This is a genomic window from Cellvibrio zantedeschiae (genome assembly GCF_014652535.1).
GTDB classification, from domain to species: domain Bacteria; phylum Pseudomonadota; class Gammaproteobacteria; order Pseudomonadales; family Cellvibrionaceae; genus Cellvibrio; species Cellvibrio zantedeschiae.
Map to the genome: position 1 here is coordinate 527739 of NZ_BMYZ01000001.1, position 13610 is coordinate 541348.

At 46.4% G+C, this 13610-nt stretch carries 11 protein-coding genes; 10 read left to right on the forward strand and 1 reads right to left on the reverse strand.

Annotated elements, in window-relative coordinates:
* Positions 1 to 5: 5 nt before the first annotated feature.
* The gene (locus IE104_RS02380; RefSeq protein ID WP_189415730.1) at positions 6 to 1700 is read right to left on the reverse strand and encodes an FAD-binding oxidoreductase; all 1695 of its coding nucleotides are present in this window, start codon (positions 1698 to 1700) and stop codon (positions 6 to 8) included.
* A gap of 418 nt (positions 1701 to 2118) precedes the next feature.
* Here IE104_RS02380 and rplM point away from each other — a divergent pair, with 418 nt between their 5' ends.
* From rplM to phoU, 10 genes are all read left to right on the forward strand, one after another.
* Positions 2119 to 2547, forward strand: a complete 429-nt coding sequence (rplM, locus tag IE104_RS02385; RefSeq protein WP_189415732.1) for a 50S ribosomal protein L13 — start codon at positions 2119 to 2121, stop codon at positions 2545 to 2547.
* A 14-nt stretch (positions 2548 to 2561) separates the two neighbouring features.
* Positions 2562 to 2954 (forward strand): 30S ribosomal protein S9, encoded by a 393-nt coding sequence (gene rpsI, locus IE104_RS02390; protein ID WP_189415734.1) that lies wholly within the window; start codon positions 2562 to 2564, stop codon positions 2952 to 2954.
* A gap of 274 nt (positions 2955 to 3228) precedes the next feature.
* Positions 3229 to 3828, forward strand: a complete 600-nt coding sequence (gene petA, locus IE104_RS02395) for a ubiquinol-cytochrome c reductase iron-sulfur subunit (RefSeq protein ID WP_189415736.1) — start codon at positions 3229 to 3231, stop codon at positions 3826 to 3828.
* A 1-nt stretch (position 3829) separates the two neighbouring features.
* Complete coding sequence (locus IE104_RS02400; protein WP_189415738.1) at positions 3830 to 6058, forward strand: ubiquinol-cytochrome c reductase; 2229 nt, start codon at positions 3830 to 3832, stop codon at positions 6056 to 6058.
* 98 nt (positions 6059 to 6156) lie between these two features.
* Positions 6157 to 6570: a ClpXP protease specificity-enhancing factor gene (locus tag IE104_RS02405; protein ID WP_189415740.1), complete on the forward strand. Its 414-nt coding sequence runs from the start codon at positions 6157 to 6159 to the stop codon at positions 6568 to 6570.
* Positions 6571 to 6708: 138 nt separating this feature from the next.
* On the forward strand, positions 6709 to 7692 hold the full coding sequence (locus IE104_RS02410) for a PstS family phosphate ABC transporter substrate-binding protein (RefSeq protein WP_189415742.1): 984 nt from the start codon (positions 6709 to 6711) through the stop codon (positions 7690 to 7692).
* Positions 7693 to 7836: 144 nt separating this feature from the next.
* The gene (locus IE104_RS02415) at positions 7837 to 10128 is read left to right on the forward strand and encodes an ABC transporter permease subunit (protein ID WP_189415744.1); all 2292 of its coding nucleotides are present in this window, start codon (positions 7837 to 7839) and stop codon (positions 10126 to 10128) included.
* Between the two features lie 15 nt (positions 10129 to 10143).
* Positions 10144 to 11832 carry a phosphate ABC transporter permease PstA gene (gene pstA, locus IE104_RS02420; RefSeq protein ID WP_189415746.1) on the forward strand — a complete coding sequence of 563 codons (1689 nt, stop codon included), beginning with the start codon at positions 10144 to 10146 and terminating at the stop codon, positions 11830 to 11832.
* Positions 11833 to 11894: 62 nt separating this feature from the next.
* Positions 11895 to 12671 carry a phosphate ABC transporter ATP-binding protein PstB gene (gene pstB, locus IE104_RS02425; RefSeq protein ID WP_189415748.1) on the forward strand — a complete coding sequence of 259 codons (777 nt, stop codon included), beginning with the start codon at positions 11895 to 11897 and terminating at the stop codon, positions 12669 to 12671.
* A gap of 201 nt (positions 12672 to 12872) precedes the next feature.
* Positions 12873 to 13565: a phosphate signaling complex protein PhoU gene (phoU, locus tag IE104_RS02430; RefSeq protein ID WP_189415749.1), complete on the forward strand. Its 693-nt coding sequence runs from the start codon at positions 12873 to 12875 to the stop codon at positions 13563 to 13565.
* Positions 13566 to 13610 lie beyond the last annotated feature (45 nt).

Sequence of the window (13610 nt, forward strand, 5' to 3'; positions counted from 1 at the left end):
TTAAATCAGGCCTCAGCATTCTCCTTCTGTATGGCGAGCGCAAGTTCCTGCGAATAATCTTCAGGGATCGCAATGAGCTTTTCTAAATCTATCTCTACATGTGTTTCAACCGGTTTAGCATGCTCATAACGACCAGATGCTATTACATTGTTTTTATCCAATGCATTTTTCAGCAGGCGTTGTACTTTTGCGCTGGGTGAATCGGCAGGGCATGCGATCAAATCCATATAATCCACGCCCAAACGGTAGGGTGGCCAACCGTGTTCAAGCCCCACTTTCACCAAATGGCGATAGCAAGCTTTAGCGCGGGCTACTTCTTCAGGTTTTTTGCGGTCGAAGAGTATGGGGATGGTTCCAGATAGCACGCGCGGTGAGCGGGAGGTTACTGCCAATAACGGATCGAACCCGTGCTGCAACAAGCAAGCGCTCATCACCTGACGGTATTGCTCAACCTCGTCAGAATTAAAGGGTACTAGTGGCGCGTACCATAAAATGCCGGCGCCATCTTTGGCTGGATGAGACTTTACATCCAATTTTTTGGCGGTTGGATCGAGCGCATAAGCGATTTTCAGGAAGGCGACTATAGGAAAGCCCTCTACAGTCCCCAAAGTGTTCACTAAAGCGCCAAAATGCCGACGCAAGGATGCGAATCCCCAGCGTGGCAAATAACGCTCAACTTTTTGTAATTGGCGAATTTGTTCAGGGCTGAAGCTCCAAACTCTTACGCCTTTTAGGCGGCGGCGAATATCTGCAACAGCACCTTTAACAGAAGCCTTAGAGCCATACAGGGTTCCCAGGCCAGTCCAAGCAGAAATTTTGCGTTCTTTAGCGAGCTTACGTAGGAAATCAGCGCGCTCATTTCCTTCTAATGGTGATGCCAATGGAGTGTCTACCTGGGTGGAAAGAATGCGGAAATTGTTCATCATGATGATGCCCCCGATACCGGGGATATCCTCTGACAGCAGGTTCAGCGCTGGTTGGGCTGCTACGAATTCGGCATCACTTTTCCATTCAAAAATCAAAATACGGCAAGCCTCTGGCGAGCGGGCAAGCTGCACTCGCGCTTTAGTGACGATTCCAAAATTGCCTTGGCGTAACAGGCCAGACCAGGAATAGCCTGTTCCGGCGCTCCAGCGTTTGGCCATTTCCGGGCAGTTAAGGTCTTGATAAGTGTGGCGAAATTCTGTGCCGTTACCCCAGTAACCGCTAAGTTCGCATACGGCCGCAAAATGGTCAGCGATGGGGGTCAGGCCATAGCCACCGTCTAAAGCATTGCCCAGAATATTTCCGTTTGGGCCCACACCGGTAGTAGGCACCAAAAGATTGGCTCCGCTCTTTTTGATGGCTTCATGCAGGTCAGCCTGGGTTACCCCGGGTTCGATTAACGCGGTTGCCGATCCTACATCTATATTGATGCGCTTGAGATTGGAGAGGTCAAGAATGTAGCTGCGGGGATCCACCGGTAGCGCCGTACCGTAACCAAAATTACGACCACCGCTAATCGGCCAAAGCGGAGTTTTGTGGGTGTTGGCGAGCGCGAGAATGGTTTCGATAGCATCGGCGTCTTTAACGACAATCGCGCCTTTAGGTAGTCGATTGCTCGCTCCGGTATCAGCACCGTAGGCATTGGCAGCGCCTTCTCGCGTTAAAACATCAATTCCCGGGACTTTTAGAATGGCGCTATAAAAGGTGTTGCTCATAATCATATTCCTTGTGTGTCGCTAGTTAGGAGTAATGGGCCTGAGCACACAGATAGAAAGCGCTAAAAAAATGACGCTTTAGCTCAGTAAATGAACACTCAGCAAGAACTATGACATTCACGCGGGAAACGGCGATTTACGTTTAAAAATGTGATGAAAATATTGTTTTTGGTGGTTTTTCGAAGAGCTTCTGCCTAAATTTTCGATTCTTGCGGTAGCTTTTTGCTGCGATGAGCGCATCAGACGATGATGTTGAAGAGTATTTCTTTGCGGGTTAGATTTCGGTTGAAATGCGCTGTCTGAGTGTGTAGTATTCGCGCTCTTTTTCTGTGGGACCGTCTCATCTCCTTTATGGGCAGGCCCGCAAACTTTCCGGTAGGTTTTCCTACTTTAATTAACCAGCATAGGCAAACACAACATGAAGACATATAGTGCCAAAGCTGAATCAGTAGTACATGACTGGTTCATCATCGATGCAGCAGGTAAGACCTTGGGTCGCCTGTCAGCAGAAGTAGCCTCTCGTTTGCGCGGTAAGCACAAGCCTGAATACACTCCACACGTAGACACTGGTGATTACATTGTAATTATCAATGCTGAGAAAGTTCGTGTGACTGGTAAAAAGTTGACTGATAAGATCTATTATCATCACACCAATCACATTGGCGGTATCAAGTCTATTAGCTTCAAGCATTTGGTTGAGAAGTCACCGACCTCTCCAATCGAAATCGCTGTTAAAGGTATGTTGCCACGTGGCCCACTTGGCCGTGCAATGTTGCGCAAGCTGAAAGTGTACGCAGGAAGCCAGCATCCACATGCTGCCCAGCAACCACAAGAACTGACTATCTAATAAGGGGCTGACAGATGGCTACAACTCAATATTACGGTACAGGTCGTCGCAAGACCTCTACTGCTCGCGTTTTTATCACTGCCGGTACTGGCTCTATCGTTGTTAACGACCGTCCATTGGACGAGTACTTCGGTCGTCCAGTAGCTCGTTTGGTTGTTCGTCAACCTTTAGAGTTGGTTGGTTTGAGCGATAAGTTCGACGTAAATGTTACTGTTGCTGGTGGTGGTTCTTTCGGTCAAGCGGGCGCAATTCGTCACGGTTTGACTCGTGCTTTGATGGAATACAACGAAGAGTTGCGTTCTGAATTGCGTAAAGCTGGCTACGTTACTCGCGATTCTCGTGAAGTTGAACGTAAGAAAGTTGGCTTGCGTAAAGCACGTAAAAAGCCACAGTTCTCCAAGCGTTAATAATTATCTCGGCAGGCTTATTTGGCCGCCAGTTGATGATTATCAAAAAACGCCCAAGTCAAAGTTGGCTTGGGCGTTTTTTTGCATCTACACTTCATGTTCTTTGTATCTAAATAATCCTTTTGTTAAGTATGGTTATTCTTGTAAGAGAAGCTTAATTTCTTTAAGATTGCCGCTTTTTTGGGGTTGACCAAAATTATCCTAAATCATTGCCTTTATTCATTTATTTGCAGTGGTTTACTGGCCGTCAAAGCTGTTAGGGGAGAAGTTCGTCATGAGTAATGACGTTGTAAACAAAACGCGTCGTCGTCTGCTTATTGGTGCTACGACTGCAGTTGGTGCAGCGGGTGCTGTTGGCATTGCCGTACCGTTCGTCGGGTCTTGGAACCCAAGTGCCAAGGCCAAATCGGCTGGTGCTCCCGTCAAATTCAATATGAGCAAAATTGAACCGGGCGCTATGGTCACCGTTGAGTGGCGTGGTAAGCCGGTTTACGTTGTTCGTCGTACACCTGAAGCTTTGGCTAGCTTGAAAAAAGTGGAAGAGCAGGGCGTTATTCGCGACCCTAAATCTGAAGCTCCACAACAGCCCAAGTATGCTCAAAATGAAAGCCGCGCTATTAAAGAAGAGTTCGGTATTTTGTTAGGCGTATGTACTCACCTTGGTTGTTCGCCACTGTATCGCCCTGATGTTGGCGCCGCTGATCTGGGTGGCGACAAATGGTTGGGTGGATTCTTCTGTCCATGCCATGGTTCCAAATATGATCTGGCTGGCCGTGTATACACCGGTGTTCCTGCTCCGCTCAATCTTGAAGTGCCCAAGCATTTTTACGAGAGCGAAAATGTTGTAATCATCGGCGAAGACCAGGGGGCATAAGATGAATTGGTTAGTTAGTTTGTGGACTTGGGTTGATAACCGCCTCCCCGTACAAAAAGCTTGGGATACCCACATGGGTAAGTATTATGCGCCCAAGAATTTTAACTTCTGGTATTTCTTTGGTGTTTTGTCGCTGTTGATTCTGGTTAACCAATTGGTGACTGGTATCTGGTTGACCATGAGTTACACCCCTACCGCCGAAGGCGCGTTTGCCTCTGTTGAATACATCATGCGCGATGTGGATTACGGTTGGTTGTTGCGCTACATGCACTCCACCGGTGCTTCTGCATTCTTCGTTGTTGTTTACCTCCATATGTTCCGCGGTTTGATGTACGGTTCATATAAATCTCCACGCGAATTGGTGTGGATCTTCGGTATGACTATCTACCTGGCACTTATGGCCGAAGCCTTTATGGGTTACGTATTGCCATGGGGTCAAATGTCTTACTGGGGTGCGCAAGTAATCGTATCTTTGTTCGGTGCTATTCCTGTTGTAGGTGAAGACCTTGTTCAGTGGATTCGCGGCGACTACCTGATTTCCGGTATTACATTGAACCGTTTCTTTGCTCTGCACGTTGTTGCTTTGCCGATTGTATTGTTGGCGTTGGTTGTAATGCACATTTTGGCATTGCACGATAAGCACGTAGGCTCAAACAACCCTGACGGTGTTGAGATTAAAAAATACAAAGATGAAAACGGCATTCCATTAGATGGTGTTCCTTTCCATCCTTTCTACACCGTGCATGACTTGGTTGGTATCAGCGTATTCTTATTTGTGTTCTGTTTTATTTTGTTCTTCATGCCAGAAGTAGGCGGTTTCTTCCTTGAGCACGCAAACTTTGAAGAGGCGAACAATCTTAAGACTCCAACGCACATTGCACCGGTTTGGTACTTCACACCTTTCTACGCTGTATTGCGTGCGGTAACCATTGAAATTGGTCCATTGAACGCTAAGTTCCTCGGCTTTGTGGCTATGGCTGCGGCGATTGCAATTCTGTTTGTGTTGCCATGGTTAGATCGCAGTAAAGTGAAATCCATCCGTTATCGCGGTTGGATTCCACGTGTTGCTTTGATGAGCTTTGCCGCTATGTTCGTTGTGTTGGGATACCTTGGTGTACAAGCTCCAACTGAAGGTCGTACCTTCTTGTCGCAAATCGCAACTACTTTCTATTTTGCTTACTTTGTGACCATGCCAGTGTGGACAACCACTAAGGTAGAAAAAGCGAAATCAAAAGTATCCTTTGTATTGTCGGGTGTATTCGCGATTATTTTTGCGGCTATGACAATCACTTACATCAAAGCTGAAGTGCCTGCGCTCTTGTTAGTGTTCTGTGCATTGCTTGCAGTGATTTTTGCTGTGTTGCCATTGCTTGCAGCGCGCGATAAAGATTTGCCAGAACCAGAGCGCGTACAAGCTAAAGGTTTGCCATTGCCAATCGTATTGGGTGGTTTGGCGTTGTTCTTGATCCTTGCAATCGTACCGATCAAGGCTGTTGCTAACACCGGTAACTTTGAATGTGGCGCAATTCCTTGCGATAAGTTTGAAGCAGATTTGAAAGACAAAGAATCTTTGCAGCGCGGTGCAAAATATTTCACTAACTACTGCATGGGCTGTCACTCTGCTAAATATTCACGTTTTGAGCGTGTGGCTGACGATTTGGAAATTCCAAAAGATGCAATGGAAGGTAACCTGATTTTGGGTGGCCAACGTATTGGTCAATTGATGGAAATTGCAATGCGTCCGGCGCAAGCAAAGGTTTGGTTTGGTGTTACACCGCCTGATTTAAGCTTGGAAACCCGCGCACGTTCACCAGAGTGGGTTTACACCTACCTGCGCAATTTCTACAAAGACGAGTCTCGTCCTTGGGGTGTAAACAACCGTGTATTCCCTAACGTAGGTATGCCTCATGTTCTGATTGGCCCACAAGGTTTGTTGGAGTGTGGTCCTGGTCCAAAATTGAATCATCACGGTCATGCTGAGCGCAACTCAATTGGGCAAGTGGAAATTGATGAGCACTGCGGTGGTTTGGTTGAAGGCGCGATCAAAGGCTCAATGAAAAAAGAAGAATTTGATCAAGCGGCATACGACCTCGTAAACTTCATGGTTTACCTGGGTGAGCCAGCAGCAACTCACCGTGAAGATATGGGCAAGCGCGTTTTGCTCTTTATCCTGATCTTTGCGTTGTGTGCGTACTTCCTGAATAAAGAATTCTGGCGAGATATTCACTAGGATTGACTAGAATCGGAAGCGAAAAAGGGCGACTATAGGTCGCCCTTTCTTTTGGGTGTTAATCTGGTTTTCGCTTTTTCTTTTGTTGTGAGTTTGCTATGGAAATGACATCGAATCGCCCTTACTTGTTGCGCGCCATTTACGAGTGGTTGGTCGACAACAATTGCACACCTCATCTGGTTGTGTTCGCTAATGTTCCCGGTGTTGCAGTACCGCAACAACACATTAATAAAGATGGGCAGATTATTTTAAATATTGCGCCTTCTGCAGTTAAGGATTTATTTATCGCCAACGAAGCGGTTTCGTTTAGTGCGCGCTTTAGTGGTGTGGTGAATAATATTTATGTTCCGTGCGGAGCTGTATTGGGAATTTATGGCCGTGAAAATGGGCAGGGAATGATGTTTGAATTAGAGGTTCCGCCAACTCCGCCGCAGCCGCCCGAGCCTGCGCCAACCAAGCCTGATAACAGTGGCGATACTCCCAAAAAATCTTTCCTCAAGGTGGTGAAATAACCGCCGCACAATTGTGACAAATTTACGAACAAAGTGGTTTCAGTCATAAACTTGTCACAATTGGTTGATACATTGAGCGTCAAGGGTGAGGCAGGCTCACCTTTAAATTTACGTCACCTTTCCTAAAGGAAACGCTCAATGAACGCTAACAAATTTATTAAAGGATTGGCGCTTGCCGGTTCTCTTATTGGTTCCATGACTTGTGCAGTTGCCGTACAAGCAGCTGTAGATTCAAAATTGCCAGAATACAAAGTTGCTACCGGTGTTTCTGGTAGTGTGAACAGTATTGGTTCAGACACTTTGGCAAACTTGATGACCCTTTGGTCAGAAGACTACAAAAAATTATATCCAAACGTAAATATTCAAATCCAAAGCGCTGGTTCTTCTACTGCGCCACCAGCCTTGACTGAAGGTACTTCAAATTTCGGCCCAATGAGCCGCGCAATGAAAGAAGCGGAAGTACAAGCATTTGAAGCTAAATACGGCTACAAGCCAACCAAAGTACCGGTTGCTATCGACGTTTTGGCTGTTTATGTAAACAAAGATAACCCAATCAAAGGTCTTTCTATTGGTCAGGTAGACGCCATTTTTTCTGCAACCCGTAAGTGTGGTGGCGAGAAGGATTTGGTTAACTGGGGTGATGTAGGTTTGACTGGCGCGTGGGAAAAACGCGGTATTTCTCTGTACAGCCGTAACGCTGTATCAGGTACTTACGGTTACTTCAAAGAAGAAGCGTTGTGTAAAGGTGACTTCAAATCGACTGTAAACGAACAACCAGGTTCTGCATCAGTGGTACAAAGCGTGTCTGAATCTATCAACGGCATTGGTTACTCAGGTATTGGTTACAAGACTTCTGGCGTGCGTGCATTGCCAATTTCTAAAACTTCTTACTCTGAGTTGATTCCAGCAGATGCTGAGCACGGTTTGGATGGTTCATACCCATTGGCTCGTCAGCTGTACATCTACGTGAACAAAAAGCCAAACCAACCATTGGATAAGTTGCAGCTTGAATTCTTCAAGTACGTATTGTCTAAACAAGGTCAGCAAGCAGTTGAGCGTGATGGTTACATCCCATTACCAGCTGATTTGGCAGAGAAAACCTTGGCCAAGCTGTTGAAATAATCTGCACAGTTTAGGCTTTGAAAAAACCGCTGCATGTCAGCGGTTTTTTTATGCTGTTGATGAGCTAATACAAGGAGCTGTAACAAATCTGTCATCTACGGCTGTTAGTATTTTATGTGCCAATACCTCAGTAGGTGAATTCTTATGTCCCAACCTGTTTCCATCGCTGCCAAGACATCAGAATTGATGCCAAACGCGGAGCAGCGCGCCAAATTGCGTCGCTGGCGCAACATCAAAGATAAAGTATCGGGTTACGGCATTATGGTGGCCGGCATAGCCGTCGTTGCATCGCTGGCGTTGATTTTCGTCTACCTGTTTTCAGAAGTTATTCCACTATTGCGCGGTGCTTCAGTCGATGTCGAAAAAACCTATTCCTTACCGGTGAATGAGCAAGTTGCCTCTAGCCCGGCAGAATTTATTACCCTTGAGCGCTACGAAGAGATCGGCGCTACCTATCATAGAAATGGCACTGTTCAATTTTTTAATGCACTTGACGGTGCGGGCACGATTAATCAGCAAGTACCCAAATCTGCGGACGCGCAATTCACCACCTTGGCAAGCAGCGAGTCCTCCCATGGTTTAGTCGCTTATGGTTACAGCAACGGCGAAGTTGCCGTGGTTAAAGCGCAATACAACTTAAGTTACCCCGACGACAAACGTGTGGTTACCCCAAGCCTTGATTTTCCTTTGGGGGAAGCCCCGTTTGCGTTAGATCCTAACAAAGCCGCGATTTCTACTCTCGCGATTCAAGATACTAGCAACGGCCCCGTGCTAGCTGCGGCCACTGCCGATAACCGCTTGTTGCTGGCGATGGTGACCACAAAAACCAATCCTATTACTGAAGAAACCACCACGAGCACAGAAGTGTTTAACTTGCCTCCGCTACCGGAAGGCGAAAAGGTTACGCAGATGCAAGTGGATGACAATGGGCGCTATCTGGTTGTGGCAAATGATAAATCCCAGCTCTATTTGTACAACCTGAGCAAACCTAATGCAGCGGAGCGCTACGAACCCGTCACGGTTGAAGGTGGCAAGGTGACTGCTATGCGTTTTCTTGTGAGCACAGGTTCACTTGCAATTGGTACTGAACAAGGAAGCGTGAGCCAATGGTTGATGGTGCGCGATAAAAACAATCGCTACCACGTTACCCATGTTCGCGATTTCGAATCACTTTCCGGGGCTGTCACGCACATTGCGCCGGAATTTTCTCGCCGCGGTTTTTGGGCTGCGGATAACAAAGGCAATATTGGAATTTATTACGGCACTTCCGCACGTACCTTGTTAATTAAATCCATGGGTACAACACCTGTTGAAAAAATTGGTTTGTCACCAATTAATGGTCGCGTTTTGTTGTTGGATCAAACACAAAAAGTCAGCATGGCCAAAGTATGGAACGAACATCCGGAAGTTTCATTTAGCATGCTCTGGGAAAAAGTGTGGTACGAAGGCCGCGATGCGCCTGATTATATTTGGCAGGCATCTTCGGGTAGCGATAACTTTGAAGCAAAAATGAGTTTTGTACCCTTATCTTTAGGTACGCTCAAAGCTGCGCTCTTTGCAATTTTGTTTGCTGTTCCGCTCGGTGTAATGGGTGCGATTTATACCGCTTATTTCATGACGCCAAAACTACGCGGCATGGTAAAACCTACGATCGAAATTATGGCTGCATTACCCAGCGTTATTTTGGGTTTCCTCGCCGGTTTATGGCTTGCGCCATTCCTCGAAAATCATTTGCCCGCAATTTTCTGCATTTTAATTTTTGTTCCTATCGTCATGCTGATCGTTGGTTTTATTTGGAGCCAATTACCTTTAGCCATTCGCGCGCAAGTGCCCGAAGGTTGGGAGGCGGCAATTTTAGTGGTGCCCATTATTTTGACGGTGTGGGCGTGTATTGATATCAGCCCTTATCTGGAAGTGTGGTTTTTCGACGGTAGCCTTCCACAATGGTTTACTAATCACGATGTGAAATTCGAGCAACGCAACGCATTGGTTGTTGGATTGGTGATGGGCTTTGCGGTAATCCCGAGTATTTTTTCTATCGCAGAAGATGCAGTGTTTAGTGTTCCGCGCCATCTCACGCAAGGTTCACTTGCACTTGGCGCAACGCGTTGGCAAACCATGGTTGGTGTCGTTCTGCCAACGGCTAGCCCAGGTATTTTCTCTGCCGTCATGATGGGTTTTGGTCGTGCTGTGGGTGAAACCATGATTGTGTTAATGGCCACGGGTAATAGCCCGGTAGTGAATTTTAATATCTTCGAAGGTATGCGTACTTTGTCGGCCAACATTGCGGTAGAAATGCCGGAAACTGCCGTAGCCAGTACACATTTCCGCGTGCTGTTCCTCGCTGCCTTGTTACTCCTTGCACTGACATTTGTTGTAAATACTGTGGCAGAAATAGTTCGCCAAAGTCTTCGTAAACGTTACAGCAATCTTTAATACGGGATTCAAAACATGAAAAATTTATTGAAAACACCCGTACTTTGGTACAAAAGTGGATCGCCGTGGATTTGGTTGAACGGTGGCGCTGTAACTCTGTGTATGCTGATGGTAATTGGCTTGCTTGGGTTAATTGCAGTGCGCGGTTTCGGTCACTTCTGGCCAGCAAATATTGTATTAACCAGCGTGACTGATAACGCCGGACACAAACAAATCATTATGGGCGAAGTCGTGCGCAGCGAAGTTATTGCTGCAGCTATCGCGCGTGACAACGGTTATAAAATTCCGGAAGAGCAGGAGTTGTTGAATCGCTATTTAATTAAACTCGGCAACAAAGATATTACCTCACGCGATTTTATGTGGGTGCTGGAAAACGGAATGGATGCATGGCAGTACCCGCGCGATGCGGTCGCTATCGAGCGCCGCGAATGGGGAAATTTTTACGGTTATCTGGTTTCCATCAACGAAAATGGCAAACCTTTATTAACACAGGATGCTGCGAATTTTTGGCCAGAAGTTGATGCACGCATGAAGCGCGCGCTTAAGTTACACGATGACATAGCTCACATCGAAAAAGTGCGTATCGGCGGTATTAACAACGCAATTCAGGAACTGAAACTTGAGCATCGTCGTTTGGAGTTGAAAGGTGTTACGGGTGCAAAAATGGCAGAAGCTGAAGCCGGTTTTGCAGAGCGTAAAACGGCATTGGAAGCAGAATACGAAGTGGTTAAAAAAGAGCGCGATGTCATTTTGCACGAAGCTACTCGCGATCAACTAGTGGCAAAAACTGCAGATGGAAAAGAAGTTGTTTTACCGCTTGATCATCTGGTGCGCGTAACTCGCCCCAATGAAATGGGTGTGTTTGCAAAAACCGGTGATTATCTCAAGCGTTTCTGGGAGTTCATGACCACCGAACCGCGCGAAGCTAATACAGAAGGCGGTATTTTCCCGGCGATATTCGGCACCTTTATTATGGTTATTGTAATGGCCATTATGGTAACGCCTTTCGGTGTACTTGCTGCTATCTACTTGCGTGAATATGCGCGCGATGGAGTTTTTCTGCGCATTATTCGTATTTCGGTTTACAACCTCGCCGGTGTTCCCTCCATTGTTTACGGTGTGTTTGGTTTGGGTTTCTTCGTGTATTACCTCGGTGGAAATCTGGATCAATTATTTTTCGCAGAAAGTTTACCGTCGCCAACTTTTGGTACTCCCGGTTTGTTTTGGGCTTCACTCACACTCGCGCTCCTAACCTTGCCGATTGTAATTGTTTCTACTGAAGAAGGTTTGTCGCGTATCCCGAGCACCATTCGTCAAGGCAGTTTGGCCTTGGGTGCGACTAAATCAGAAACCCTATGGAAAGTTGTTGTGCCTCTTGCAACTCCAGCCATGATGACAGGTTTGATTTTGGCGGTAGCCCGCGCCGCAGGTGAAGTAGCACCTTTGATGTTAGTCGGTGTTGTGAAGTTGGCACCGGCTTTACCCGTGGACGGAAATTACCCTTATTTGCATCTGGATCAAAAAATTATGCACTTGGGTTTCCACATTTACGATGTGGGTTTCCAAAGCCCCAACGTAGAAGCGGCGCGTCCTCTGGTGTATGCGACTTCACTGATACTGGTAATGTTAATTGTAATTCTCAATGTTACGGCGATTAAAATTCGTAACAATTTGCGCGAAAAATACCGTAGCGCATCCGACTAATTTGTCACTGAATTGCAATCAGGGTGACATAAAAATTTATTATTATTGAGCAGGCGAATGTTATGACCAGTCCAACAACTGCTGAAAGCATCAAGCTGGAAGTTAAGAATCTCAATTTGTATTACGGCCCCAAGCGCGCCCTGAACAGCGTGAGCTTATCCATTCCTGAGAAAAAAGTGACTGCGTTTATCGGGCCATCAGGTTGTGGTAAATCTACTTTGTTACGCTGCTTTAACCGCATGAATGACTTGGTAGATTCATGCCGTGTTGAAGGTGAAATTTTAATGGATGGCAGCAACATCTATGATAAGAAAATAGATGTTGCCGATTTGCGCCGTCAAGTGGGTATGGTGTTCCAAAAGCCAAATCCATTTCCAAAATCTATTTACGAAAACGTTGCTTACGGTTTGCGTTTGCAGGGTGTAAATTCAAAACGTGTATTGGATACAGTGGTAGAAAATTCACTGCGCGGTGCAGCACTTTGGGATGAAGTAAAAGATCGCCTGCACGATAACGCTTTCGGTTTATCGGGCGGTCAACAACAACGTTTGGTTATTGCGCGTGCAATTGCCATTGAACCAGAAGTTATTTTGCTGGACGAACCAGCATCTGCACTCGACCCAATTTCTACCTTGAAAATTGAAGAATTAATTTACGAACTCAAAGACAAATATACTATTGTCATTGTTACGCACAATATGCAACAAGCAGCGCGTGTTTCAGATTACACGGCGTTTATGTATATGGGTGATTTGATTGAGTATGGTAATACAGATACTTTGTTTACTAATCCAACTAAGAAACAAACGGAAGACTACATTACTGGTCGATACGGCTAGAAATTAAGGTGGTAGGTGCCGGTCGCTGTTGATTATTAATTTATAGGAGTCGTCATCCTCGCGAAGCGGGGATCCAGCTCTTGATTGTAGTCTGTCAACAACTGGATCCCCGCTTCGCGAGGATGACGATTCCCTACTTTATGTGAAAATTATTAATTAAATTTATTTACCTCACGGTATTTTTTTGGCGGAGTCCCGACTATGGATATTACAAGCCACACACATCACATATCCCAGCAGTACAACATTGAGCTGGACGATATTCGTAAACATTTGTCCGAAATGGGCGGTATGGCGCAGCGTCAGGTCAATGATGCGATTATCGCGCTTGTTGATGCCGACATCACTAAAGCCGAGCAGGTGGTGCGCGCCGATAAAACCGTCAACTCAATGGAAGTGTCAATCGACGAAGAATGTATTCGCATTCTTGCGCGTCGCCAGCCAGCGGCGAGTGATTTGCGTTTGGTAATCGCGGTTACCAAAGCAATTACCGATTTGGAGCGTATTGGTGACGAAGCGTCAAAGATTGCGCGCCAAGCCATTGCCATGAGTTCAGAAGGTTTGGCTCCGCGCGGTTATGTTGAGGTACGCCACATAGGTGGTTTGGTATCGCGCATGCTGCAAGATTCGCTCGATGCCTTTGCTCGTTTGGATATAGAAATGGCAGAGAACGTAGTGCAGATGGATCGCACCGTAGACCTTGAATATGGTACCGCAATGCGCGAGCTGGTGACCTTTATGATGGAAGATCCGCGCAGTATTACTCGCGTGCTTAACATCATGTGGTCGTTGCGTGCCTTGGAGCGTATTGGAGATCACGCGCGCAACTTGGCGCAGTACGTAATTTATCTGGTTAAGGGTGAAGACGTTCGTCACACTGACTTGGACAAATAACTGTTTTAATGACCGCCGAAAACCCATATCCTCGCGCTATGGGTT

Excerpts from the sequence above, each read along its gene's own strand:
- IE104_RS02405 (WP_189415740.1), top strand. The coding sequence starts at position 6,157 with ATGGAAATGACATCGAATCGCCCTTACTTGTTGCGCGCCATTTACGAG.
- pstA (WP_189415746.1), top strand. The coding sequence starts at position 10,144 with ATGAAAAATTTATTGAAAACACCCGTACTTTGGTACAAAAGTGGATCG.
- IE104_RS02410 (WP_189415742.1), top strand. The coding sequence starts at position 6,709 with ATGAACGCTAACAAATTTATTAAAGGATTGGCGCTTGCCGGTTCTCTT.
- phoU (WP_189415749.1), top strand. The coding sequence starts at position 12,873 with ATGGATATTACAAGCCACACACATCACATATCCCAGCAGTACAACATT.
- IE104_RS02400 (WP_189415738.1), top strand. The coding sequence starts at position 3,830 with ATGAATTGGTTAGTTAGTTTGTGGACTTGGGTTGATAACCGCCTCCCC.
- petA (WP_189415736.1), top strand. The coding sequence starts at position 3,229 with ATGAGTAATGACGTTGTAAACAAAACGCGTCGTCGTCTGCTTATTGGT.
- IE104_RS02380 (WP_189415730.1), bottom strand. The coding sequence starts at position 1,700 with ATGAGCAACACCTTTTATAGCGCCATTCTAAAAGTCCCGGGAATTGAT.
- pstB (WP_189415748.1), top strand. The coding sequence starts at position 11,895 with ATGACCAGTCCAACAACTGCTGAAAGCATCAAGCTGGAAGTTAAGAAT.
- IE104_RS02415 (WP_189415744.1), top strand. The coding sequence starts at position 7,837 with ATGTCCCAACCTGTTTCCATCGCTGCCAAGACATCAGAATTGATGCCA.
- rplM (WP_189415732.1), top strand. The coding sequence starts at position 2,119 with ATGAAGACATATAGTGCCAAAGCTGAATCAGTAGTACATGACTGGTTC.
- rpsI (WP_189415734.1), top strand. The coding sequence starts at position 2,562 with ATGGCTACAACTCAATATTACGGTACAGGTCGTCGCAAGACCTCTACT.